This is a genomic window from Wenyingzhuangia aestuarii, assembly GCF_011927765.1.
Classification (GTDB): Bacteria; Bacteroidota; Bacteroidia; order Flavobacteriales; family Flavobacteriaceae; genus Wenyingzhuangia; species Wenyingzhuangia aestuarii.
This window is the reverse complement of record NZ_JAATJG010000007.1, coordinates 150,644-173,279: the sequence shown is the minus strand read 5'-3', so window position 1 is coordinate 173,279 and position 22,636 is coordinate 150,644. Positions and strand designations below refer to the sequence as shown.

Annotated in this window: 19 protein-coding genes; 8 read left to right on the top strand and 11 right to left on the bottom strand. The window is 32.2% G+C overall.

Annotated features, from left to right (window positions below; translation table 11 throughout):
* Positions 1-23: 23 nt before the first annotated feature.
* The 5 genes from GGR97_RS08750 (at position 24) to GGR97_RS08730 (ending at position 9,242) form a co-directional block, all read left to right on the top strand.
* Entirely contained in the window at positions 24-1,040 is a 1,017-nt protein-coding gene (locus GGR97_RS08750) for an L-rhamnose/proton symporter RhaT (RefSeq protein ID WP_167898136.1), read from the top strand.
* A 17-nt stretch (positions 1,041-1,057) separates the two neighbouring features.
* Complete coding sequence (locus tag GGR97_RS08745) at positions 1,058-2,284, top strand: glycoside hydrolase family 117 protein (RefSeq protein ID WP_167898135.1); 1,227 nt, start codon at positions 1,058-1,060, stop codon at positions 2,282-2,284.
* A gap of 168 nt (positions 2,285-2,452) precedes the next feature.
* Positions 2,453-4,972, top strand: a complete 2,520-nt coding sequence (locus GGR97_RS08740; RefSeq protein ID WP_167898134.1) for a glycoside hydrolase family 2 protein — start codon at positions 2,453-2,455, stop codon at positions 4,970-4,972.
* A 51-nt stretch (positions 4,973-5,023) separates the two neighbouring features.
* Positions 5,024-6,577 carry an alpha-L-fucosidase gene (locus GGR97_RS08735; RefSeq protein WP_167898133.1) on the top strand — a complete coding sequence of 518 codons (1,554 nt, stop codon included), beginning with the start codon at positions 5,024-5,026 and terminating at the stop codon, positions 6,575-6,577.
* 148 nt (positions 6,578-6,725) lie between these two features.
* Complete coding sequence (locus GGR97_RS08730) at positions 6,726-9,242, top strand: T9SS C-terminal target domain-containing protein (protein WP_245229481.1); 2,517 nt, start codon at positions 6,726-6,728, stop codon at positions 9,240-9,242.
* Between the two features lie 2 nt (positions 9,243-9,244).
* On the opposite strand, the gene GGR97_RS08725 is transcribed toward GGR97_RS08730, so the two are convergent.
* The 8 genes from GGR97_RS08725 to purH form a co-directional block, all read right to left on the bottom strand.
* Positions 9,245-10,054 carry an ABC transporter substrate-binding protein gene (locus tag GGR97_RS08725; RefSeq protein WP_167898132.1) on the bottom strand — a complete coding sequence of 270 codons (810 nt, stop codon included), beginning with the start codon at positions 10,052-10,054 and terminating at the stop codon, positions 9,245-9,247.
* Positions 10,054-10,887, bottom strand: a complete 834-nt coding sequence (pyrF, locus tag GGR97_RS08720; protein ID WP_167898131.1) for an orotidine-5'-phosphate decarboxylase — start codon at positions 10,885-10,887, stop codon at positions 10,054-10,056. The genes GGR97_RS08725 and pyrF overlap by 1 nt, the downstream gene beginning before the upstream one ends.
* 65 nt (positions 10,888-10,952) lie before the next feature.
* Positions 10,953-12,230, bottom strand: coding sequence for a rod shape-determining protein RodA (gene rodA / locus GGR97_RS08715; RefSeq protein ID WP_167898130.1), 1,278 nt, complete (start codon positions 12,228-12,230; stop codon positions 10,953-10,955).
* On the bottom strand, positions 12,211-14,097 hold the full coding sequence (mrdA, locus tag GGR97_RS08710; RefSeq protein ID WP_167898129.1) for a penicillin-binding protein 2: 1,887 nt from the start codon (positions 14,095-14,097) through the stop codon (positions 12,211-12,213). Before mrdA ends, rodA begins: the two co-directional genes overlap by 20 nt.
* Positions 14,094-14,606 (bottom strand): rod shape-determining protein MreD, encoded by a 513-nt coding sequence (locus GGR97_RS08705; RefSeq protein WP_167898128.1) that lies wholly within the window; start codon positions 14,604-14,606, stop codon positions 14,094-14,096. Before GGR97_RS08705 ends, mrdA begins: the two co-directional genes overlap by 4 nt.
* A complete protein-coding gene (mreC, locus tag GGR97_RS08700) occupies positions 14,599-15,420 on the bottom strand; it encodes a rod shape-determining protein MreC (protein ID WP_167898127.1) in 822 nt (273 codons plus the stop codon). Before mreC ends, GGR97_RS08705 begins: the two co-directional genes overlap by 8 nt.
* Before the next feature lie 4 nt (positions 15,421-15,424).
* On the bottom strand, positions 15,425-16,453 hold the full coding sequence (locus GGR97_RS08695; protein ID WP_167898126.1) for a rod shape-determining protein: 1,029 nt from the start codon (positions 16,451-16,453) through the stop codon (positions 15,425-15,427).
* A gap of 51 nt (positions 16,454-16,504) precedes the next feature.
* On the bottom strand, positions 16,505-18,031 hold the full coding sequence (purH, locus tag GGR97_RS08690; protein ID WP_167898125.1) for a bifunctional phosphoribosylaminoimidazolecarboxamide formyltransferase/IMP cyclohydrolase: 1,527 nt from the start codon (positions 18,029-18,031) through the stop codon (positions 16,505-16,507).
* Positions 18,032-18,178: 147 nt separating this feature from the next.
* Here purH and xrtF point away from each other — a divergent pair, with 147 nt between their 5' ends.
* Genes xrtF through GGR97_RS08675 form a run of 3 tightly spaced genes read left to right on the top strand, consistent with a single transcriptional unit; the run spans position 18,179 to position 20,119 of the window.
* On the top strand, positions 18,179-18,724 hold the full coding sequence (xrtF, locus tag GGR97_RS08685; RefSeq protein ID WP_167898124.1) for an exosortase family protein XrtF: 546 nt from the start codon (positions 18,179-18,181) through the stop codon (positions 18,722-18,724).
* Positions 18,717-19,160 (top strand): exosortase F system-associated membrane protein, encoded by a 444-nt coding sequence (locus GGR97_RS08680; RefSeq protein WP_167898123.1) that lies wholly within the window; start codon positions 18,717-18,719, stop codon positions 19,158-19,160. Before xrtF ends, GGR97_RS08680 begins: the two co-directional genes overlap by 8 nt.
* Before the next feature lie 56 nt (positions 19,161-19,216).
* Complete coding sequence (locus GGR97_RS08675) at positions 19,217-20,119, top strand: EamA family transporter (RefSeq protein WP_167898122.1); 903 nt, start codon at positions 19,217-19,219, stop codon at positions 20,117-20,119.
* Here the strand turns inward: GGR97_RS08675 and GGR97_RS08670 are convergent.
* From GGR97_RS08670 to rsmA, 3 genes are read right to left on the bottom strand one after another with little or no spacing between them, the layout of a single operon-like run.
* Entirely contained in the window at positions 20,116-20,517 is a 402-nt protein-coding gene (locus GGR97_RS08670; protein WP_167898121.1) for an EamA family transporter, read from the bottom strand. The two genes, GGR97_RS08675 and GGR97_RS08670, sit on opposite strands and share 4 nt — an antisense overlap.
* Positions 20,518-21,870, bottom strand: coding sequence for a magnesium transporter (gene mgtE / locus GGR97_RS08665; protein WP_167898120.1), 1,353 nt, complete (start codon positions 21,868-21,870; stop codon positions 20,518-20,520).
* Positions 21,851-22,636 carry a 16S rRNA (adenine(1518)-N(6)/adenine(1519)-N(6))-dimethyltransferase RsmA gene (gene rsmA, locus GGR97_RS08660; RefSeq protein WP_167898119.1) on the bottom strand — a complete coding sequence of 262 codons (786 nt, stop codon included), beginning with the start codon at positions 22,634-22,636 and terminating at the stop codon, positions 21,851-21,853. The genes mgtE and rsmA overlap by 20 nt, the downstream gene beginning before the upstream one ends.

Below are 22,636 nucleotides of genomic sequence, written 5' to 3'. Positions count from 1 at the left end.
ACTAAACTTAAACAACTATTTTTATGATTACAGGTGTTTTATTTGCAGTGCTTGCAGGACTATTATTAGGATTATATGCTTTGCCAGAAAAATTCACAAAAGATTTTGAATTTGAGAATACATGGAGTTTGTTTTTTGCCATTAACACGTTTGTGGTACCAAACATAGCTGCATTTTTATTAATTGATGGTTTTGCAGATGTATTAGGAGCAATTCCAACAAATGTTTTGGTAGGAATGGTAGTATCTAGTATTCTTTGGGGAATTGGAGCTATGATGTGGGGTAAAGCAATCAACTATATTGGGTTGTCTTTAGGATTCTCTATTTTTATTGGAACTATTATTTTAGTAGGTTCTCTATTACCTTTTATTCAAGTAGGCTTGCCTAAAACCAATGTACTAGTAACTATATTAATGGGGTTAGGAGTTGTTTTAATAGGAGTTATCGCCAATGGTAGAGCTGGTATTATTAGAATGAACGATGAAAAAACAGCTAGTTATGCTATTAACAGAGGAGAATCTGTTATTAAAGGTATTTTAATAGCTGTAGCAGGTGGTTTGTTAGCTACTGGTTTTAGTTTTGCCAATTCTTATGGTGCAGAAATTATAGACAGTGCTTCACAAGCCCAAGGAAATGCTCCCTGGAAAAGTGCTATTGCGGTAATGTATGTTATTTATATGTCTGGAGGTGTTGCTATTGCAGTTTACTTTATTCAACAATTATCTGCTAAAAAATTATGGGGAAAATTTAAAACTCCACATTTAGGTAAAAACATTGCATTAACTAGTATTATGGGAGTGTTCAACTTTGCAGCTTCTGTAGTATTTGCTTATGCAGCATTTAAATTAGGTAAAGAATTAGGAGGTAGCGTAGGGTACGCTATTTTTAACACAGCCTGTGTAGTTACTGCTATTATTAGTGGTTTAATTACTAAGGAATGGTTTACGGCTTCTAAAAGAGCTAAGAATTCTTTGTATTTAGGTTTAATCTGTATGGTTGTTGGAATCATCATTATAGCGTATTCAAACACATTAACTTAATTAATAATTAGAACAAAATGAAAAAATTAAAATATATAATCCCTGTTGTTTTAGGGTTAGGATTGTTTTCTTGTACACACAAAGGTGATAAACATACTGATTGTGAAAAGAAAATAGAGTTGAGTGATGAAAAGCAAGACTTTTTAGGAATTACCAATAAAAACAAATTAAGTGCAGCATCTAAAAGAGCTTTAGAGTGGAAAGATGAATTGTTACACAACAACGATTGGTACTTTGAATATCAAGTGTACGATTTAAAAGGAGATTTTGCTTACGAAGAAGGAGTGGTAAGAAGAGATCCTAGTGCCATGATTAAACACGATGGAAAATATTATACTTGGTATAGTAGAAGTACAGGAGAATCTCAAGGATTTGGAGGTGATGTAGAAAACGAAAAAGTATTCCCTTGGGATAGATGCGATATCTGGTATGCAACTTCTGTAGATGGAATTACTTGGAAAGAAGAAGGAATTGCTGTTGCTAGAGGTAAAGCAGGTTCTTATGATGATCGTTCTGTGTTTACTGTAGAAATTATGGAAAGCGATGGAATGTATTACTTATGTTACCAAACAGTAAAAAATCCATACAACAAAAGAGTTAAAAATCAAGTTGGTTTAGCTTGGTCTACATCTCCAAACGGACCTTGGACAAAAAGTGAAGAACCAATTTTAAGTCCTGCAGATAATGGAATTTGGAAAGGTGATGATTTGCAAGATCGTTTTTCTGTAGAGAAAAAAGGAGACTTTGATAGTCACAAAGTACACGATCCATGTATTATTCCTTACAAAGGAAAGTTCTATTTGTACTACAAAGGAGAACAAATGGGAGAAGCTATTACTTTTGGAGGTCGTCAAATTAGACATGGAGTTGCCATTGCAGACAATCCTAAAGGTCCTTATGTAAAATCAGAATACAATCCAATTTCTAACAGTGGACACGAAATATGCGTTTGGCCATACAATGGAGGAATTGCATCGTTAATTACTACAGATGGTCCAGAAAGAAACACGGTACAGTGGTCTCCTGATGGAATTAATTTTGAAATTATGGGAGCTGTAAAAGGAGCACCACATGCAATAGGATTAAACAGAACTGCTGATAACGAAAAAGAGCCAACAGAAATTTTACGTTGGGGATTAACACATGAATACATGAATTACAACTATCAATACATTCGTGGGTTTAAAACAAGAGTTATGAGAAAGCATACTGCCAATTCTGATAAAGAAGCTAAAGACAAATAAGTTATTTTTATGTACAAAAAAGACCACTTTTAAGTGGTCTTTTTTGTTTTAGACTTGGTCGGATTTGTGTGTTTTTGTTTATCTATTTATTTTTATTTTTATTGGAGTTATTGATTTTTTAAGTCGGATTTGATTTGTTTTTAATGATCGTTTAAAATAATAGGTGTAATGAGAAATATAATAGAAAAAACAAGATTATTTTTTTGGTTCTTGATTTGTACATCCGTTGGATTTGCACAACCAGGAAGTATCAACTCACATGATGAAAATAGTCAGTTGGTAAGAGATTTAAGTGGACATCGTTGGAAAATGAAAATGATGTTGCCTGGAGAAGGTGTAAAGCAAGGTTTACACAAATTACCGCCAGAAGATATTGAAACTTTAGTTTGGAACCCTGCCAAAATTCCAGGAGATGTATATACAGATTTGTGGAAAGCAGGAGTGATAGAAGATCCTTATTTTGGAAGAAATAGCGTAAAGGCTCAATGGGTAATGCAATATGAATGGTGGTACTCTTATCAATTTAATGTAACTCAAGATTTAGGAGATAACTTGGCAAGGTTAGATTTTGATGGAGTAGATTATGCATGTGACGTATGGTTAAACGGTGAATATTTAGGAAGTCACGAAGGTGCTTTTTCTCCATTTTCGTTTGACATCAATCACGCTTTAAGAACTTCTAAAAAGAATTTAAAAAGTTCTAACTTATTAATGATTCGTTTGGCTCCACCTCCACAGGTAAACTCTAAAGTGGCGGGGAGAAAAACTCCTTGGTTTGGAGATTATTGGAGAGATTTAATTCCTTTTGGAATTTACAGACCCATTAAAATGGTATATACTGGATCTTCTAGAGTTACTGATTTGTATGTGCATTCTAATATTCATAAAGACAAATCGGCAACAGTACATCTACAGGTTGAGGTAGAAAACACCACTTCCAAACCTAAAAACATCACGTTTACAAGCTCTATAGAAGGTAGTAACTTTAAGAGCAAACAAATCAATACAAAATTTACTGCCTTGGTACAACCAGGTAAGCAGGTGGTAAAAAAACAAATTAAAGTAAAAAATGCTCAGTTGTGGTGGCCTTGGGATTTAGGAAAACCTAATTTGTACGTAGCCAAAGTTTCTATAACAGAAAATAAAGTAAATCAAGATTTTGCCGAAACTACTTTTGGGATTAGAGAAGTTAGCATGAAATGGAATCCTGGATTTTCTAAAGATCAAGTTAGTTTTCCAAGAACTACGGTTATTAATGGAAAGCCAATATTTATCCGTTCGGCTTGTTGGGGAGGTCCACCAGATATTTTTGTAGGAAGAACTACCGAAGAAAAATACAGAAGATTAATTCAGTTAGCCAAAGATGCAAATATGAATAACATCAGAATTTTTGGTTGGCATCCTCCTGAAATTCCAATTTTTTACAAGTTGTGCGATGAAGCTGGAATTACAGTTTGGCAAGATATTATTCCCTTAGGAACAGGAAATCTATCTAAAGATCCAGTGTTTTTAGAAAAAATATTAAAAGAAGGAGAAAATGTAATTACAGAAAGAAGAAATCATCCCTCTTTAATTATGATGGAAGGTGGTGAAGAAATGTTTTTAAGATCTGGAGATGCTATGTTTACACGTAACTTTTTAGAAACCTTAGGAAAAAGATTGCAAGCAAAAGTAGATTTACCTTATGTGCCAGATTCTCCGTTAACTTGTGAAACAGCACAATCAGCAGGATATAAACCCAAAGAGGCTGTGCATGCCTTAGGATATTTTTACGGTATGGGAAAATGGTTAATGGAAGATTGGTTCTCTAGTTTAGATTTTCCAATTGTACCAGAATTAGCCATTACATCAGTACCTAATGTAGAAAGTTTAAAAAAGTTTATTCCAAAAGATGAATTGTGGAAACCTGGAGTAAGTTGGGGACATCATTGGGCAGATTTAGATAGATTAAGAATTCAAAATTTTGATGCTTTTGGTGATGAAAAAACAGGATTGTTACAAGAATTTGTAGATGCTACTCAAGATGCACAGGGAATTATTTTTCAATTGTCTATAGAGCACTTTAGAAGAAATAAACCTAGAACTAGCGGAATTTCATTGTGTCATTTTATTACCTACTGGCCTGATATGAAATGGGGAATTGTAGATAATTACACACAACCTAAACGTTCTTACAATTATGTAAAAACAGCTTATCAACCCTTGTTGATTAATTTAAAGTTTGATAAACGTAGATGGAAAACATCAGATACTTTTAATGGAGAAATATGGGTAGTAAACGATTTTTACAAAACCTACAAAAATTGCAAAGCTAGTTATGTAATTAAAGATGATGATGGTAGTGTATTAGCTAAAAATAGTTTTGATGTAGGAACTGTAGGAGAAAATAGTTCTCTAAAACTAATGAGTCTGAATCATAAAGTACTTAAAACAGTAAAGAAAAATTTTTATGTTACTTTAGAATTAAAAGATAAAAAAGGAGATATAGTTTCTGCTAATGAGTATATGTTTTTAATTGGAGATCAGAAAGAAACTTCTAAAAAGTTTAAGACTATGGGCTTAGAAATTAGAAAGAGAAATCAGACCTATACTTATGGAAATTATTATAAGTTTTTTGATAAATTATCAGGTGAAAACGAACAAGAATATGAAACAAAACTAGATACTATAAAGTCTAGAGGTTTTTAATTGTTTAGAAAGTAAAGAGATACAATACTAACATAGATTAAATCATTTAAAATGAAAAAATATATAAAATTACTAGCTGTTTTAACACTTGTTTTTATAACAGCATCTTGTCAGCAAAAAGAGGAAAAAAAGAAGTATCAAGCAAATTGGGAATCTTTAAAAAAACATCAAACACCAGAATGGTTTTTAGATGCAAAATTTGGAATTTATTGTCATTGGGGACCTTATTCTGTACCCGAATATAAAAATGAATGGTATTCGCATTGGATGTATGTAAACAAAGATAATCCCGAAGCTAGAAATGGAGAGGCAAGTCATTATTACAAACATCATGTAGAAACTTATGGAACGTTATATAAATTTGGATACAAAGATTTTATTCCCATGTTTACTGCAGATAAATTTGATGCTGCAGAATGGGCAGATTTATTCCAAAAAGCAGGAGCTAAATTTGCAGGACCGGTATCAGAACATGCAGATGGTTTTGCTATGTGGGATAGTGATTTAACTCGTTGGAACGCTAAAGACATGGGGCCTAAAAGAGATATTATGGGAGAACTTTCTAAAGAAATTAGAAAGCGAGACATGAAATTTATTGCTACTTTCCACAGACAATGGTTGTATGCATGGTTTCCTACATGGGATGAAACTACAGATGCTGCTAATCCTGAATTTGCAGATTTGTATGGACCTAAAGTAAACAAAGGAGATTTTCAATTTCCACACAAAAAAAATCATGCAACTGCTAATGGAGAAAAATTTCATTATCCAATGGCAGGAAAAGAATTTGATGATGAATGGTTAAATAGATTAAAAGAAATCATCAATAAATACGATCCGGACTTGGTTTGGTTTGACAATAAAATGGATATTATTTCTGAAGAACACAGACAAGAGTTTTTAGAATATTACTATAATCATGCAGATAAAAAAAATCAAGAAGTAGTATCTACTTATAAATTTGAAGACTTTGCCAAAGGTTCTGCAGTACTAGATTTGGAAAGAGCCAGAATGAGTGAAAAGAAAGAATTTCCTTGGTTAACGGATGATTCTATAGATTGGAATTCTTGGTCGCATATTAAAAATCCAAAATATAAAACAACCAATAGGTTGATTGATTTTTTAGTAGATGTGGTTAGTAAAAACGGAGCTGTATTGTTAAATATTACACCCAAAGCCAACGGAGAAATTCCAGAACCTGTAAAAGAGCGTTTGTTAGAAATGGGAGCTTGGTTGCAAACTAATGGTGAAGCTATTTACGGAACTAGAACTTTTGATATTTATGGAGAGGGAAGTTTTAAAGCGGTAGAAGGACATTTGAGTGAGCAAAAAAATGCAGACAATACAGCAGAAGATATTCGCTTTACCACAAAGGGGAACATTTTATATGCTATTGCTTTAGATTGGCCAGAAGGAAAAGAATTTACCATACATTCTTTGGTAAAAGATAATGGTTTGTACCCAAAAAAAATAAAATCAATTCAAATGTTAGGAGACAATCAAGATTTAAAATTTGAGAGAAATAGCAAAGGTTTAACCATTCAACTTCCTAAAAACAAAAAAGGAAATCATGCGTTTACTTTTAAAATTACTCCGGTAGAATAGTAGTAAATCATATAAAAATTTAAAAACCTCGTATTTTTTACGAGGTTTTTTGTGTTTTAAGACTAGTGTGTTTGTGGTATTGATTTAACCATATGGTGTTAAAGGTGTTGTGTGAATGTGTGAACTTTGAGAGTCTAAACCTTTTTATATGAATTGTACTGTATTTAAAATAGTTTTTATGGGTCTTTTAGGATTTATGAGCTCTGGGTTCTCTCAGGTTACAATTACTTTAGACCCTTCTTGTCAACGATTTTTAGGAACTGTTTCGGCTCTAGATAGAACAAAATATTTTAGTGTTCATGATACAGGTAACGATGCAGAACAAAGTGCTTTTAGAAATGAGTATGGTGTTACCGGAGGTAGACAGTTTTGGGGAGCTTTTGCAAGAGCAAAACAATTAACAGGGCAAGTAGGAGTGTACCCTGCTAATAAATCGGGAAATGATGTTGTAAGAGCTGTTAAAAAGGGATATGTAAGTACACATCATCCTAGAGATGTTTTTGTTGATGGAATGGATGTGATTTCCGCTGCAGATTGGGCAGCAGAATATTACAAAGATTATTTAGCCAACGGAGAATCTCAAGAGTTTGTAGAGGTAATGAATGAACCTTTTGTACATGCTAAAGATTTTTACGAAGGAGCTTGGAGTGGTTCGGAAAATGATAGAATTAAACTACAAATGGCTAAGTTGTATAACGAGGTTGGAAAAAGAATACACAACACTCCTGCTTTGGCAAACGTAAAAGTTATTGGTTATTCTAGTGCATGGCCTTCTGTAGAACTAAATGATTTTGGTCATTGGGAAGAAAATTTAAAAATGTTTATGGATACGGCTGGAGAAAATATGTATGGATTTTCTACACATTTCTATGATGGAATTAATGTAGAAGGTCAAGACAATAAACGATCTGGGAGTAATTCTGAGGCTATTTTAGATTTAATAGAAAACTACAGCTATATTAAATGGAACAAAGTAAAACCACATGCAATTACAGAATATGGAGCTATAGAAAGTGGTTATGGAGATGCTTATAGTAAAATTGCAAGTGCTCAAACGTTAAGAGCTATTAATAATATTTTATTCAATTTGTTAGAGCGTCAAGACAGGTTGGTGAGTTCCATTCCGTTTATTACAGGAAAAGCTACTTGGCATATTAACGAAGCCAATAATTACCAACCTTACCAAGCTGTACTTTGGATTCCTACTAATATTGGAGAACCTACTCCTGCAGGATGGACCTACTCTCCACGAATTCGTTTTTATGATTTGTGGAAAAATGTACAAGGAGATAGAGTTCTAATTAAAAGTAACCACGTAGATGTACAAACTCAAGCTTTTGTAAATGGAAACACCTTATACGTAGCTTTAAATAATCTAGATGAACAAGATAGAACAGTAACTTTACCCACTCAATTTAACGGTCAAAATATTCAATCTGTTCGTAAAAGAAGCTTAAGAGTATATAGTCAAAATCCTTTGGAATATGTAGATGAAGAAATTAGTGGAATTCCTTCTGAAATAACTTTGCTTAAAGATGAAACGGTTGTTTTAGTATATACATTTAATCAACCTATAGCTTATACAAATAGCATTACGGCAAAATCTTATTACAGCACAGATTATTTAAAAACGATAGCAACCAATACTCCTATAAATTACAGTTTTAATAATGTAGATACAGGTGATGGCTATGCTGTGTTAAGAATGAGTATTTCTAGAAAACACGACAAAACAAAACAACCCATAGTAAAAGTAAACGGAGTTACAGTAGAGGTTCCTAACAATTGGAAAGGTTACGATCAGGCAAATAGAGATGACTTTTTTGGAATGATAGAAATACCAGTTCCCTCTTCCGTATTAAGTACAAATAACACCGTTAGTGTTACATTTCCAGATGCAGGGGGTAGAATAAGTTCTTTAATTTTAAATGTAGAAAAATATACAAATCCTGTAAATGTATTAAGTCTAGAAACAATTTCTAGTCCTTGTCCTGACGAGCATAAAGGAGCTATTGTAATTCAAACAAATGGGATAGATAATTACCAAGCAACAATAAAAGCTAATGGGTTTGAAGAGGTTTTTGAGTTTAGTGATAATTATACCATTTCTAATTTAGCCCCATCGGTTTATGATGTTCTAATTACTTCTAAAAACGATGTAAGTTTACAACAAGAATATCAAGTTGTAATTACCGAACCTACTAAAATAGCTGTAGAAACATTAATAGACCATCGGCTCCAAAAGTTGAATATCAATTTATCAGGAGCAAAAGAGTATCAAATTCAGTTCAACCAACAAAAAATTACAACCCAAGAACAAAATATAAGTTTGGATTTAGTTGACGAAAAAAATCATTTAATTGTAAAAACTACTAATGATTGTCAGGGAGTTATTGAAAAACAGATAGATGTAGCTTCTAGAATTTTTTTAGCATCTAATTTAATCGATGATCAAATAGAGATACATATACCTAGTGCTACAACTACAAATCAACAAGCTATTATAGAGTTAAGCAATTTGTATGGTGCTTTTGTAATTAAAAAGGAAATTAAAATAATTGATGGTAACTTATCTATTCCTGTGGCTAGCCTGTCTAAAGGAATTTATGTACTTAAAATTAAGATGCTAGAAGATGAACTTATTTCCAAAATAGTAAAGCAATAAGGTTAAAAAGAGGAACCTTCATTGATTCTATTTCTTACTACTTTAAAATAATCAAAAGCTTTTATTAATCTAGATCCAAACCAGCTAAACATTTCTCCGTCTACAAATACAGCACTAGATCTGTTGGTGTATTCGCTAATTTCAAAAGCATGTTCATCTTTAAAAGGAAAAGGTTCCGATGAAAAGAATAAGATTTCAGGATCTCCATCGTGTCTAATTCTTTTGGGGTTAATTTCTGGATACTGTTCTAAATTAGAATAGATGTTATCAAACTTATTAAGGTTTAATAAAGTGTTTATATATGTGTTGTTAGCAGCTACCATCCACGGATTGTACCAAATAAAATAAGCTGCTTTTTTAATGTCAAAATCAGTAATAAAATTGGTAAAGTCTTCTAATTTTAACTCAATTTTTCTGTTTAGTAAGTCAGCCTCTGTTCTTCTGTTTAAAAGAATTCCTAAGTTGGCAATCATACGTTTAGAATCTTCTATATTACTAATTTCTGTAACGTATACTTGGGTAAATTCTTGTAGTTGAGCTACTATTTCAGGTGTGTTTTCTTCTTTGTTACAAAAAACAATATCTGGTTGCAGTTCTTTTATTTTTTCTAGTTTGATGGTTTTGGTTCCTCCAATAATTGCTTTGGTGTGTTTAAAATGTACAGGATGCACACAAAATTTAGTCACACCAATAATAAACTCTTCTAGGTTTAAATCGTACAGCGTTTCGGTAATAGAAGGGACTAACGAAATTATTTTTTTAGGCTTTTTTTCAAAGCTAAGTTCGTTTCCTAAATCATCAGTAAAAGTCATTACGAAATGTTGTTTTTAGCTAAGATAGTAGCCATTTGTTGCTGTAATTTTTCTGCTTCTAATTTAGCTGCTTCGGCAAAATTAGTTCCGTTACTTGCGTAAATAATTCCTCTAGAAGAATTAATTAATAAGCCAATATTGTTTTTGTTAATTCCGTGTTCACAAACACCTTCTAAACTACCACCTTGTGCACCAACACCAGGCACCAATAAAAAACTATTAGGAGCAATCTCTCTAATACCTTTAAAATATTCTGCTTTTGTAGCACCTACTACAAACATTAAGTTTTCTGAATTGTTCCAGGTTAAAGATGTTTTTAAAACTTCTTTATACAAGGGTTTTCCATCTGTTAATTCTTTTCCTTGAAAGTCTAATCCTCCTTTGTTAGAGGTTAAGGCTAACATAATGGTGAACTTATCTTTAAAAGCTAAAAAAGGCTCTACAGAGTCGCTACCCATGTATGGAGCAACAGTTACAGAATCAAAATTTAAATCTTCAAAAAAAGCTTTGGCATACATGGTAGATGTATTTCCAATATCTCCACGTTTGGCATCGGCAATGGTAAAAATTTCAGGATAATTTTCGTTAATGTACCGAATGGTTTTGTCTAAAGATTGCCATCCTTTGATACCATAAGCTTCGTAAAAAGCAGTGTTAGGCTTGTAAGATACGGCCACATGATGTGTCGCATCAATAATCTGTTTATTAAATTCAAAAATAGGATCTTCGGTTTCCAATAAGTGTGGTGGAATTTTGTTTAAATCCACATCTAAACCTACACATAAAAAAGATTTTTTTCTTTTAATTTCTGAAACCAATTCTGCTAATGTCATCCGTTTGTTTTTTGCATTTAATAACTCTGCAAAAATAGGGATATCCTAGTAAATAATCACTCTAATTAGAGTTCGTAATTTTTAGAAGCATCTAATTTTATAAAAATAAAAAGCAGCATGGTAAATCCCCAAAGTGATGAACCTCCATAACTAAAAAAAGGTAGTGGAATACCAATGGTAGGAAACAGTCCAATAACCATGGCAATGTTTATTAATACATGAAAGAAAAATATACAAGCAACACCATAACCATACACTCTACTAAAGGTAGATTTTTGTTTTTCGGCCAGTACAACAATTCTTAAAATAAAGGTGATAAAAAAGACTACCACTAGCATAGATCCCCAAAAACCCCATTCTTCTCCAATGGTACTAAAAATATAATCAGTGTCTTGTTCGGGTACAAATTTACCTTGAGTTCTATCTCCTTGTAAATATCCTTTACCCCAAAAACCTCCAGAAGAAATAGTTTTAATAGATTGATAAGTATTGTATCCAATATCACTGGTATCATCACTTAGTCCTAACAGAATATTAAATCTATCTCTGTGTCTTTGTTTAAAAACATAATTAAATAAATAATAAACACTGTACACGTACCCTAAAATAATAGAAACAATACTTAGGATTTTTGGCCATTCAAAACGGAGCGATTTTTTACGTCCTTTGGCAATATACCATAGTATAAATGTGGTTACTACTAAAACTCCACCAATTACATAAATATAGCCAAATACAAGAGTGGCTAAAAAGAGCGCAACAGCTGTAATACCTACAATTAAAATATTAGGCGATAATCCTTCTCTGTAAAACAATAAGATAAAAGATAGGTAAACTAATGCCGAACCAGGATCAGGTTGTAGTGTAATTAAGATAGCCGGAATGGTAATAATTATAAAAGTTTTAATCTTGTTTTTTAAAGGTTTAAAACTAAATTGTCTATCGTTTAATAACCTAGCTAAAGCCAATACGGTTCCTGTTTTAGCAAACTCTGTAGGTTGTAAACTAAAACTACCTATGGAATACCAAGAAGTGGCTCCGTTTATGTTTTTACCAAAAATAAATAGTCCTGCCAATAAGAACATGGTGGCTAAATAGATATAGGCTGCAAATTTTTCGTAAAAAGAACTTTCTATAAATAATAGAAATACGGAAATTAGAATTCCCAATCCTATCCAAATAATTTGTTTACCGTAACGAGCAGCAAAATCAAAAATTTCGTTGTGATCGGCAGAACTGGATGCAGAATATATATTCATCCAACCAAAACCAACTAAGGCTAGGTATAGAAAAATTAAAATCCAATCTATTTCTAATTTTATGTTATTTCTTTGCGACCTCAAGTGATTGTATAGATAGTTGTTTGTTATATTCTTTTTCTAGAGAAGTATTGATGATTCTGTTTTCCCAGTATTTTAGTTTATGTGTACCTAATAGATATTTCTCAATCATTAAACTAGCAATAGGTGCAGCAATCATAGAACCGTAACCTCCATTTTCTACAAAAATAGCCAAGGCAATTTTTGGATTGTCTTTAGGAGCAAAAGCCACAAAAATTGAGTGATCTTCTAGTTCGTATTTTACTCCATTTTTACGAATGTAATTTTGTACTGTACCTGTTTTTCCACACATGTCCAATTCTTTAATTTGTACGTGTTTGGCAGTTCCACTTTTATAAACATCGTGCATTCCATCAATAACAGGAGCAAAATTTTCTTTATCTATGGTGGTTTGTCTTTTGGTGGTAAATTTTTCGATATCAATATTTTTATCGTTAACCTTTTTAAGAATATGTGGTGTGTAAAAATAACCTCTATTGGCAATAGCAGCAATCATGTTTGCTAACTGAATTGGAGTGGTTACAACTTCTCCTTGTCCAATAGCATTAGAAATAATGGTAGGGAATTTCCATGTTTTTCTAGGGTAAACTTTATCGTAATAATCTGATGTAGGAATGTTTCCTTTTCTACCTGAGGGTAAGTCGTATCCTAAATAATTTCCCAATCCAAAACTGTGTAAATGATCTGCCCATTTGGTTACACTTTCTTGTGGGGTTGGGTATTTTTCTATTAAACGTTTGTATACATTGGCAAAATAGCTGTTGCAAGATTTGGCAATTCCTAAACGTAAATCAATAGGTCTACCTACAATGTCGCAGTGGCAGCCCATAAAGTTGTGTTTACCACTAGCATACTTGTATCCGTGATGACAATAAAATCCTGTTTCTGGAGTGATTACTTTTTCTTGTAGACCAATTAATCCTTGAATTAATTTAAAAGGAGATCCGGGAGCATAAGCAGCTTGTAGTCCACGATCAATCATGGGTTTGTTAATACTATCGTTAAACAGAATAACAGAGTTTTTAGATTTTTTTCTTCCTACCATTAAATTAGGATCGTAGTTGGGTGCAGTTACCAAAGCAAGAATTTCTCCTGTGTTAGGTTCTATAGCTACAATTCCACCACGCTTGTTGTTCATTAAAAGTTCTCCATATTTTTGAAGTTCTAAATCAATGGTTAACGTTAAATCTTCTCCAGGTTTAGATATGGTATCAAAAATACCATCTTTATAAGGACCAATAACTTTGTTTAATCGGTTTCTTAATTTGTATTTAACTCCTTTGGTTCCTCTTAATAAGTGTTCATATTCTTTTTCTATTCCTTGAGTTCCTACCAACTCCCCCTGTTCGTAATAAGGATTTTGTTGGGCTAAATATTCATTTACCTCATTAATATATCCTAAAATGTTGGAGGAGGATTTATGTGGGTAGTTTCGTAAAGATTTACGTTGAATACTAAAGCCTTTATACTTGTATATTTTTTCTTGTAAGTAAGCATAATCTTCTTTAGATAACTGACTTAAAAATACAGAAGGTAGCCATCTGGAGTAGTTTTTAGCTCTTGCTAATTTATGCTCTAAATAGTCTTTGTCTATTTTTAAAAGCTTACAAAATTCAAGTGTATCAAAAGGTTTTACTTCGTTTGGAATAACCTTTACATCGTAAGTTTGCTCGTTGGCAACCATTAATTGTCCGTTTCTATCAAACACAAAACCTCTTTCCGGATAGGTGTATATTCTTTTAATAGTAGAACTATTCAAAGAAATATCATTACTATCGTGTTTTATAATTTGAAGAAAAAAAAGTCTAGAAATAAAGATAAATCCCGTAACGATGATTAGTAAGGGAAATAACAGACTTCTTTTTTTCATTGTTTTTTGGTTGAGGTAAAAATGGATAAGAAAATGATGACTACAAATGTAGTAAATAAACTATTGGTAAACGTTTTGTATAGGATACTTAGTATGTGAGAAAAGCTAAAATATTCTAAAGCGTAAATTGTGAGTTGATGAATGAGTGCTAAACAAAAAATAAGCACAATTTTAGGAACAGTTCCGTAGTTGCTGTATTTAAAAAGTTTTAGGTTTAAATCACGATCGTTAAACACAAACTTTAAGATTGGTAAACGAGCGTAAGCAATTAATAAACAAGCAGCAGCATTTACACCTCCAGAATTGCTAAACATATCTATAATTAATCCAAACAGAAAACTAGTTACTAAAAATCCAGAAATGTCTTTTTTTAAAGGATACCATAATGCAAATAGCAAACATATTTGTGGGTTTATGTAACCAAACAATCGCATATGGTTTGCAATTAATACCTGCAAAGGAATTAACAACAGAAAACGAATTAGTATTTTAATATTAGCACTAGTCATTATTCTTGCTTTCTAATTGTTTTATTTCTTCTTTTTGTAAATTTCTAACGATGTAAACGTTGGTTACGTTTCTTACATCGTTAAATAAATTCACATTAATTTTTTCGTATCGGTTGTTTTGGTATTGAATGCTAGAAACACTTCCAATTAAAACACCTTCTGGAAAAATAGCAGAACGACCACCTGTTACAATAGTATCGCCTACTTTTAAAGAAGCTTGTCTGGGAATATCTATTAACTGAACTTCTTGATGAGATTTTCCATTCCAGGTTAAAGTTCCAAAATAATTGGCCTTTTTTAAACGAGCGTTTACTTTAAAATTAGTGTTTAATACAGAAATAGCACTTGTATAGTTTTTAGATGTATTGGCTGTAATTCCAATAATTCCTTTGGCATTGATAACCGCCATATCGGGTAAAATACTGTCTTTTTTACCTCTGTTAAGTGTTATAAAGTTGTTGTTCTTGTGAAAATCATTGTTGATGATTTTGGCAGGAGCGTATTGAAACTTCTGTTGAAACTTACCATTTATACTATCTTTAAAAGATACAGGTATAGAAATTTGTTCTGATAGTTTGTTTCTTAATTCGCTGTTTTCTTTAGCTAACAAAGTGTTTTCATCCTCTAGGTATAGGTAACTTCTAAATGAGGTTACGCTATTATACAATCCACCAGTAATTCCGTTTGCAGAATTGATGAATTTACTTTTTTGATAGGAGTGAAACTGTATAGTAAAAAACAATGCAATCAATTCCAAAACAAAAAACAGGAGAAAGGTTCTGTGTTTTTGAATTAAATATAAAATAAACTGCATGTGCTTAACTTAATAGAACGGATTTGTATTTTTCTAATTCTTTTAAAGCAATTCCAGTTCCTCTTACTACAGCTCTTAATGGATCTTCTGCAATGTAAACAGGTAAATCTGTTTTTCTAGATAAACGTTTGTCTAAACCTCTTAACATAGAACCACCACCAGCTAAATAAATACCTGTATTGTAAATATCAGCAGCTAACTCTGGAGGAGTAGATGATAAACATTCCATAACAGCATCTTCAATTCTTAAGATAGATTTATCTAAAGCTTTGGCAATTTCTCTGTAAGAAACTTGTACTTGTTTTGGTTTACCGCTAAGTAAGTCACGTCCTTGTACCAACATATCGTCTGGAGGAGTTTCTAAATCTTCGGTAGCAGCACCAATCTGAATTTTAATTTTTTCGGCAGTAGATTCACCAACATGTAAGTTGTGTTGGGTTCTCATGTAGTACATAATATCACTAGTAAATAAATCACCAGCTACTTTTACAGATTTATCGCACACAATACCAGCTAGGGCAATAACGGCAATTTCTGTAGTACCACCACCTATATCAATAATCATGTTACCTCTAGGTTCCATAATATCAATACCTACACCAATGGCCGCAGCCATTGGTTCGTAGATAAGGTATATTTCTTTTGCATTCATGTGAACGGCAGAGTCTCTTACGGCTCTTTTTTCTACCTCTGTAATTCCAGAAGGAATACAGATAACCATTCTTAATGAAGGTGCAAAAATTTTCTTTTTTATAGAAGGAATACTTTTAACAAACTCTTTAATCATCTCTTCTGATGCTTGGAAATCGGCAATAACTCCATCTTTTAACGGTCTAATCGTTTTGATGTTTTCATGCGTTTTACCTTGCATTAAACTAGCATCTTTACCTGTAGCGATAATTTTACCTGTGGTCCTGTCTCTTGCTACAATAGATGGCGAGTCAATCACAACTTTACCTTCGTGAATGATAAGTGTGTTTGCGGTACCAAGATCTATAGCAATGTCTTCAGTCCAAAAGTCAAAAAATCCCATGTTTGTAGTCTGTTTTTTTAGTTCCTAAGTTGTTCTATAAATGTAATCAAATTAATGTTTGAAATGACGTGTTCCTGTCATTACCATTCCAATTCCATTTTCGTTACAGTAATCTATAGATAATTGATCTTTAATAGATCCTCCTGGTTGAATTACAGCTTCAATTCCTGCTTTGTGAGCAATTTCTACACAGTCAGGGAAAGGGAAAAATGCATCACTTGCCATTACAGAACCTTGTAAGTCAAACTTAAAGTGTTTTGCTTTTGCAATTGCTTGCTCTAAAGCATCTACACGAGATGTTTGTCCTGTACCACCAGCACATAAAGTTTTGTTCTTTACTAAAATAATAGTGTTAGACTTTGTGTGTTTACAAATTTTAGAAGCAAATAATAAATCATCTATTTGAGCCTCTGTAACTACTTTTTCTGTTACGTTTTTTAAACCTTCTCTGCTATCTGTAATTAAGTTAGCATCTTGGAATAAAACTCCGTTTAAAGCAGTACGGTAAGAAACCTTAGGTAACTCAACATCTTTTAAAATTAAAATTACTCTGTTTTTCTTTCCTTTTAAAACTTCTAAAGCATCAGCATCATAAGCAGGAGCAATAACAACCTCACAGAATAATTTGTGAATTTCTTCAGCAGTAGCTAAATCAATAGTTTTGTTAGCAATTAATACACCACCAAAAGCAGAAGTAGGATCACCAGCTAAAGCATCTACATAAGCATCTTTTAAATTGTCTCTTTGTGCAAAACCACAAGCGTTGTTGTGTTTTAAAATAGCAAAAGTAGGAGCTTCTCCTTTAAATTCGTTAATTAAATTTACGGCAGCATCTACATCTAACAAGTTGTTAAACGATAATTCTTTACCATGTAATTTATCAAACATAGCATCTAAATCTCCGTAGAAAGCACCTTTTTGATGAGGGTTTTCTCCGTAACGTAAAGAAGTAACTTTGTCAAAAGATTGACGGAAGTTTGTTTCTTCTTCGTTCATGTAATTATAGATTGCAGAATCGTAGTGAGAAGAAACAGCAAATGCTTTTGCAGAAAAACGTTTACGGTCTGCAATTGTTGTAGTTCCGTTGTTTTCTGAAATAATGTTTAAAAACTCATCGTATTGTTCCATAGAAGAAACACAGATAACGTCTTTAAAGTTTTTAGCAGCAGCTCTAATTAAAGAAATACCACCTATATCAATTTTTTCAATAATATCTTGTTCAGGAGCACCACTTGCTACTGTTTTTTCAAAAGGATATAAATCCACAATTACGATATCCATTTCTGGAATTTCGAACTCCGCTAACTGAGCTTTGTCACTCTCGTTATCTCTACGGCTTAAAATTCCACCAAATACTTTTGGGTGCAAAGTTTTAACACGTCCTCCTAAAATAGATGGGTAAGATGTAATATCTTCAACTGCAACACAGTCAATACCTAAGTCTCTGATGAATTTTTCAGTTCCTCCAGTGGTGTAAATAGTAATCCCTAAGTCGTTAAACTTTCTAACAATTGGCTCTAAACCATCTTTGTGAAAAACTGAAATTAAAGCTGATTTAGCTTGTTTCGTAGTGCTCATTTTTGTGAATTTCGATTAAAAAGGCAAAATTACTAAAAGTACTCCAAAGCGTAAACTATTTAAAGCCTCTTTATTCTCAAAGTTTTATAAAAAGTATACAACTTTATTTTTTTAACTTTAAATTTGAGTAATAATTGACACTTGGCTATGAAAAATAAAAAAATATGGTGGTTTTTGTTCCGTTTTTTAGGAACTTACTTTTTCCTTTTTTTATTGTATTCTCTTTTTTTGATGAGTACACAAACTAAAGGGCCTGTTTTTATTTGTGATCCTTTAACAATTGATGTTGCCGAACAGTCTAAAAATATATTAAATATTTTTGATCAAGGAATTGTTACCGTTGCCGATCCTGCAGAGTTAAGCGTTAATATGCTGGTAGATGGAGAATATATTGTTGGAATTATAGAAGGGTGTAATTCTGTAAGTATTATTATCCTTTTTGTTGCTTTTATAATTGCTTTTAAGGGAAATTGGAAAAGAACAATTTTGTTTTCTGTAGTAGGAGCAGTGTCTATTTATTATGTAAACATTCTTAGAATAGTATTGCTTACTTACGGTATGTATCATTATCCTGCCTATACATGGTTATTTCACGATTTGGTTTTTCCTGCCATTATTTATGGTTATATATTTTTATTGTGGATTGTATGGGTTAATTATTTTTCGAACTTAAAAAACAGAAAACATGCCTAAGGTAGTTAGAGTTTTAGTAGTTGTATGTTTGTTACTTTGCCTAGTATTGGTAAGAGCTTTTGAGTACGATTTGTTTTACGATCCGTTTCTAAACTATTTTGAAAGTGACCATTTAACAAAACCAATGCCCGAGGTAGCTTATCTAAAATTATTTTTTTCTTATTTATTTCGATTTTCTTTAAATAGTGGAATCTCCTTTTTAATACTTAAAGTAGCTTTTCCTGTAAGATCTTTTTTAAAAACAATTATGAGTTTTTACGGAATTGCTTTTCTTTTCTTATCAGTTTTGTTTTTTGGACTGATTATTTCAAAAGTAGAAGTAGGGTATTTGTTTCCTTTTTATGTAAGACGATTTATTATTCATCCTGTTTTTATTATTGTTCTTTTTCCATTTGTTTACTTATTAAAAAAACGTTACCGTTTTAATTTAGAGTAAAACAAAGCGCATAAGCATTTTTTAGATTGTATTTTTGCAATCTCTAAATACAGATTATGTGGATTTACTTAGGATTATTATCAGCTTTGTTTTTAAGCTTTAATGCATTATCTAGAAAAAGAAGTGTTAAAGGAAACGCTGTTTTTCCTGTATTGTTGGTTTCCAATGCAACTAGTTTGTTGGTGTTGTTACCTGTTTTTTTAGGGTCTGTATTTTATGCAGATGAAATGAAAAACGTTGGTTTTTACATTTCAAGTATATCTTTAGAAGATCATTTTTTTATAGCTATAAAATCTGTGTTAATGACTTGCTCTTGGACTTTAGCTTTTTATGCTTTAAAACATTTACCCATTACCATTGTAACTCCTATAAGAGCTTCGGGACCTTTTTTTACTTTTTTAGGAGCTATTTTTATTTATAATGAGAGTCCTGTTTTGTTACAGTGGATTGGTTTTTTCTTGATTATTATATCGATGCTGTTTTATTCCAGAATAGGAAAAAAAGAAGGGATTGTCTTTAAAAGTAACAAATGGATTTTAGCCATTGTAGGGGCTACGGTATTTGGATCGGGGAGTGGTTTGTATGATAAGTTTTTATTTCAATATAAAAATTACGATGTCCTTGCTGTACAATGGTGGTTCTTTTTTTATATAACATTTTTTATGTTGCTCTTAGTGCTTTTTGTGTACAAGCCAAACAAAGAAAAAATGGGCAAATTTCATTTGCACTGGACCATTATGGCTAGTGGTGTTCTTATATTTTTAGCCGATTATTTTTATTTTAAAGGACTGCAAGATCCAGAAGCCTTAATAATGATTATGTCTGCTGTAAAAAGAAGTCAAATATTATTTACCGTTGTAATTGGTGGATTTGTGTTTAAAGAACAAAACAAACGAATGAAGTTAATTCCCTTGCTAGGAGTTTTGATTGGTGTTTTCTTTATACTGTATAGTTCTTAAATACTAACCAATACTACTGCAATTAAACCCAGAACAATTCCTGCAATTTTTAAAGGTGTAAGTTGTTCGCCTAAAAAAATAACACCTAAGCCAATGGTAATAAGCAAGGCTAAATTTCTAATAGGAACCACAGTGCTTAATTTACCATGTTTCATGGCTAAAAAAAAGCAAACCTGAGCCAAGCCTCCTAAAGCTCCACCAACAGCTATAAACTTAAAATGTTTGGCATCGTACTTTGTTTTTTCTACCAAGGATAAAATTCCCAAAACCAACATGTGACTCATAATAAAGATAGCAGCCCCTAGGCCTGTAGAAAAAAATGGAGTTCCTTGTTTGTATAAAAAAACCGCCACACCAAATAATAGCATGGCAGCTATAGCGTATAGAATAGATACCATTTAGATAGGAAGAATTATTTTTGCAATAGAAAAATAAATAAAGATTCCTAAGATATCATTACTAGTCGTAATAAAAGGTCCTGTTGCTAGTGCAGGATCTACACCTCTTTTGTGTAATATTAAAGGTACAAAGGTTCCTATTAATGCAGCTATGGTAATTACAATAACTAATGATGAGGCAATGGTAATGCTTAAAAGTAAATCGGAATGTTGAAGAAATCCATATCCAATAACCAAGCAACCTAAGACTCCACCATTAATAAGGCTTAATCCTATTTCTTTAAATAAACGATTCCACAAGCTTCCTTTGATGTTGTCATTAGCCAAACCTTGTACCATAATAGCAGAGGATTGTACACCTACATTACCACCCATAGCAGCAATTAAAGGAGTAAAAAAGAATAGTTCGGAAAAATCTCTTAGTAAATGACTATCAAAACTTCCCATAATAGCGGCAGCACATAAACTTCCAAACAGCCCTAAAATTAACCAAGGTAGTCTTGCTTTGGTAAGTTCAAGAATTGAATCATCTGCTTCTACACCATCGGTAATACCAGCAGCCATTTGGTAATCTTTTTCAGCTTCATCAATAATAATATCTACAATATCATCAATGGTAATTTGCCCTACCAAACGATTCATTTGATCTACAACAGCTACCACAACTAAATCGTATTTTTGCATGACTTTGGCAACATCTTCTGCTTTGTCGTCTACTTTTACAGAAGTAATAGAAGGAGAATAAACTTCGCTAACCGAAGTTTTTGTAGAGGTGGTTAATAAGCTTTTTAAAGACAATCTCCCCTTTAAAACATCATTATCATCAACTACATATATGGTGTATACTTTTTCTACCTCTTCAGCCTGCAAACGCATTTCTTTAATGCTTCGCATATTGCTCCAAGACTCGTTTACTTTAACAAGTTCTTTTCCCATTATACCACCGGCAGTATCTTCATCATAACGTAAAAGATCTATAATATCTTTTGCGTGTTCTAAGTCTTCAATTTGAGAAATTACCTCTTCTTTTTGTAATTCCGAAAGTTCAGAAATTACATCGGCAGCATCATCGGTATCTAGTTCATCAACCTCTTTGGCAATTTCGGCAGATGACATTCCTTTTAAAATAATTTCACGAATATCTTCATCTAGCTCTACAATGGCATCAGATGTTTTATCGGTGTCTAGTATTTTAATAATAGCAACGGCTAACTCTGGAGTTATTTCTTCAAAAAGCTCAGCCAAATCGGCATAGTGAACTTCTGCAAAGATTTCTTCTATCTGTTTTGTATTGTTTTGTTCTACAAGTTCAGATAGATAAGTAATAAATTCTTTATTGATTTGAAATTCCATCTTTTTCAATTAATGCAGTTAATTCAATAAACCCTTGTACAGATACTTGTTCTGGTCTTTTATTAAATATTTCTTGAGCTCTTAATTCTTCTGAGAGATTAAAACTTTTAAGACTACTACGCATCATTTTTCTACGTTGTCCAAAAGCAGTTTTAACAATGTGTTTAAATAACTTATCTGGGACAGGAAGAAATAAGTCTTTTTTACGTTTCATAATCATTACTCCAGAATCTACTTTTGGGGGTGGATTAAAAACTGTAGGAGGTACAGTAAATAAATATTCCGTATCGTAATAAGCTTGGGTAAGTACAGAAATAATTCCGTAAGCTTTACTTCCTGGATCTGCACAAATTCTTTTAGCAACTTCCATTTGAAACATTCCTCCTAATTCTGGAATAAATTCTCTGTAATCAATAGTTTTAAATATAATTTGACTAGAAATATTGTAAGGAAAGTTTCCTATAATGGCAAATTGTTCGGTTTTAAAAATTTCGTTTAAATCGGTTTTTAAAAAGTCTTTACCATAAATTCTAGGAGCTAAGTGTAAATAATTAGCTTGTAAGTATTCTACAGATTCATCATCTATTTCTATAGCGTGTGTGGTGTATGATTTTTCTAATAAGTATTTAGTCATCATTCCCATACCAGGACCAATTTCTAATACTTGTTTGTATCCATCTTCTGATAAGATATCAGCAATTTTTTGAGCAATACTTTCGTCTGTTAAAAAGTGTTGTCCTAAATGTTTTTTGGCTCTTACTGACAT

Excerpts from the sequence above, each read along its gene's own strand:
- GGR97_RS08750 (WP_167898136.1), top strand. The coding sequence starts at position 24 with ATGATTACAGGTGTTTTATTTGCAGTGCTTGCAGGACTATTATTAGGA.
- GGR97_RS08745 (WP_167898135.1), top strand. The coding sequence starts at position 1,058 with ATGAAAAAATTAAAATATATAATCCCTGTTGTTTTAGGGTTAGGATTG.
- GGR97_RS08740 (WP_167898134.1), top strand. The coding sequence starts at position 2,453 with ATGAGAAATATAATAGAAAAAACAAGATTATTTTTTTGGTTCTTGATT.
- GGR97_RS08735 (WP_167898133.1), top strand. The coding sequence starts at position 5,024 with ATGAAAAAATATATAAAATTACTAGCTGTTTTAACACTTGTTTTTATA.
- GGR97_RS08730 (WP_245229481.1), top strand. The coding sequence starts at position 6,726 with ATGAATTGTACTGTATTTAAAATAGTTTTTATGGGTCTTTTAGGATTT.
- GGR97_RS08725 (WP_167898132.1), bottom strand. The coding sequence starts at position 10,054 with ATGACTTTTACTGATGATTTAGGAAACGAACTTAGCTTTGAAAAAAAG.
- pyrF (WP_167898131.1), bottom strand. The coding sequence starts at position 10,887 with ATGACATTAGCAGAATTGGTTTCAGAAATTAAAAGAAAAAAATCTTTT.
- mrdA (WP_167898129.1), bottom strand. The coding sequence starts at position 14,097 with ATGAAAAAAAGAAGTCTGTTATTTCCCTTACTAATCATCGTTACGGGA.
- GGR97_RS08705 (WP_167898128.1), bottom strand. The coding sequence starts at position 14,606 with ATGACTAGTGCTAATATTAAAATACTAATTCGTTTTCTGTTGTTAATT.
- mreC (WP_167898127.1), bottom strand. The coding sequence starts at position 15,420 with ATGCAGTTTATTTTATATTTAATTCAAAAACACAGAACCTTTCTCCTG.
- GGR97_RS08695 (WP_167898126.1), bottom strand. The coding sequence starts at position 16,453 with ATGGGATTTTTTGACTTTTGGACTGAAGACATTGCTATAGATCTTGGT.
- purH (WP_167898125.1), bottom strand. The coding sequence starts at position 18,031 with ATGAGCACTACGAAACAAGCTAAATCAGCTTTAATTTCAGTTTTTCAC.
- xrtF (WP_167898124.1), top strand. The coding sequence starts at position 18,179 with ATGAAAAATAAAAAAATATGGTGGTTTTTGTTCCGTTTTTTAGGAACT.
- GGR97_RS08680 (WP_167898123.1), top strand. The coding sequence starts at position 18,717 with ATGCCTAAGGTAGTTAGAGTTTTAGTAGTTGTATGTTTGTTACTTTGC.
- GGR97_RS08675 (WP_167898122.1), top strand. The coding sequence starts at position 19,217 with ATGTGGATTTACTTAGGATTATTATCAGCTTTGTTTTTAAGCTTTAAT.
- GGR97_RS08670 (WP_167898121.1), bottom strand. The coding sequence starts at position 20,517 with ATGGTATCTATTCTATACGCTATAGCTGCCATGCTATTATTTGGTGTG.
- mgtE (WP_167898120.1), bottom strand. The coding sequence starts at position 21,870 with ATGGAATTTCAAATCAATAAAGAATTTATTACTTATCTATCTGAACTT.
- rsmA (WP_167898119.1), bottom strand. The coding sequence starts at position 22,636 with ATGTCAGTAAGAGCCAAAAAACATTTAGGACAACACTTTTTAACAGAC.